General features: G+C 40.2%; 1 protein-coding gene and 1 pseudogene. Both read left to right on the top strand.

Translation table 11 applies throughout. The features are described from left to right. Positions 1-985, top strand: a 985-nt coding sequence (locus tag DR871_RS16295; RefSeq protein ID WP_113667254.1) for a hypothetical protein, incomplete at its 5' end; no start/stop codon positions are given. Next, a pseudogene (locus DR871_RS16290) lies at positions 982-1,417 on the top strand (prokaryotic E2 ligase family D protein); the annotation flags it as partial. The gene DR871_RS16295 and the pseudogene DR871_RS16290, both read left to right, overlap by 4 nt.

Raw genomic sequence — 1,417 nt, 5'->3', positions numbered from 1 at the left:
GTTTCTGCCTAAACTGAAAACAACACAATCCACACAGGATTGTAAGAAAACAGCAAAAACGCAAAGGGATTTTTACAAGTCCCTTTCCCAACTTACAGAGCATTACGGCATTGAACCGTTACAAACGCAGGAATACGGCTATCCCTACAATATGGCTTTGGCTATGTGGGATGCTGAAAGCAAGTTAAAACAAAACAATGTCAATTGGGATAATTTACGTTTGGTACAGGATAGTAAGAAAACATTTTTTACGAGCGAAGAACGATACAGCACAGGTACAACCCTATACTATATTCCAATCGTGCCACTCTTTCAAATGCTCCATGACCCAAAGCGTAAAAAGACGGCTCAATTGCTTGTTTCGATTTGCAGTTATCTATATCATATTGTCGATATACCGTATTATAGACAGGAAAACAGCTATCTGTATTGGATGTATGAAATTATGAACGATTGGGTAGAACAGGATGATTATACCGAAGAAACGGACAGCTGTATTGCTGAGATTGCAAAAGCTGAATGGATAGGCGAACGGGTTGAACAGAAGCTATTCAACCGTATCAATTTACAGGTATTTGAACAGCGTTTAAACCACTTTAAAAGCCGTGACACATTCGACCAGGAGTGCCAAAAAGTAGCTTGCGATGCCTTTGCCCTCTATGCGCAATATCCATTTGAGAGCATTTTCCGAAACGCACCAAGACCCGAAGAAGACCCCTATACTGATGAAAACGACTCCGAAACTGTTGGAATGGAAAAATACATCTCCTTTATAGCGGATACCACAGGTTGGTTGTATGAAAGGCTTGCCGATAGCATCAATAATGAGTTTAACGAGTATGGAGTAATGGAAGAACCGACCATTTGCAAACGCTTTGACGGAAGTACCATTACACAAACCAATCTTGATTTTGAGAACCGCCTGTTTGCCCTTTTGGACGAACTATGCACACTACTATATGATTATAAAACAACAAGAAAATGAGCAACGTAAACGACATAACCGATAATTTTGGAACGCTTTACCATCCAAAATCTGCATTGGTTTTTTACCAAACCAAAGGGACAAATACCTATATGTATGTGGAGCATTTTGATATGAACAAAAACGGAAATCCTATCAATGCCCATCCATTGACCGTAAATGAAGCCAAAATATTGGCAAAGGCTTTGCACACCGATAAAGAAAAGGACAAAGCCTTTTTAAAACCAAAAGGAATTTTGCCGACCAATATACTGCATATTAATCCGAGCGAAAAAGGCACTGTACTTTGGTACACCAAGGCACAGGAACAGCAATTGTATTTTGTAAACGGCTTGGGCATGCCCAACGGCAAAGCGTCTGTACCGTCAATGCTTTGGTATGCTAGTAAAAACAGCCTTGCCGTATTTGCTCTTACTACTGACAGAAGACCAA

Origin of the sequence: Flavobacterium petrolei (assembly GCF_003314435.2) — a bacterium.
GTDB lineage: Bacteria > Bacteroidota > Bacteroidia > Flavobacteriales > Flavobacteriaceae > Flavobacterium > Flavobacterium petrolei.
Note: the sequence above shows the minus strand (reverse complement) of the source record. Positions and strands in the feature narration are given on the sequence as shown.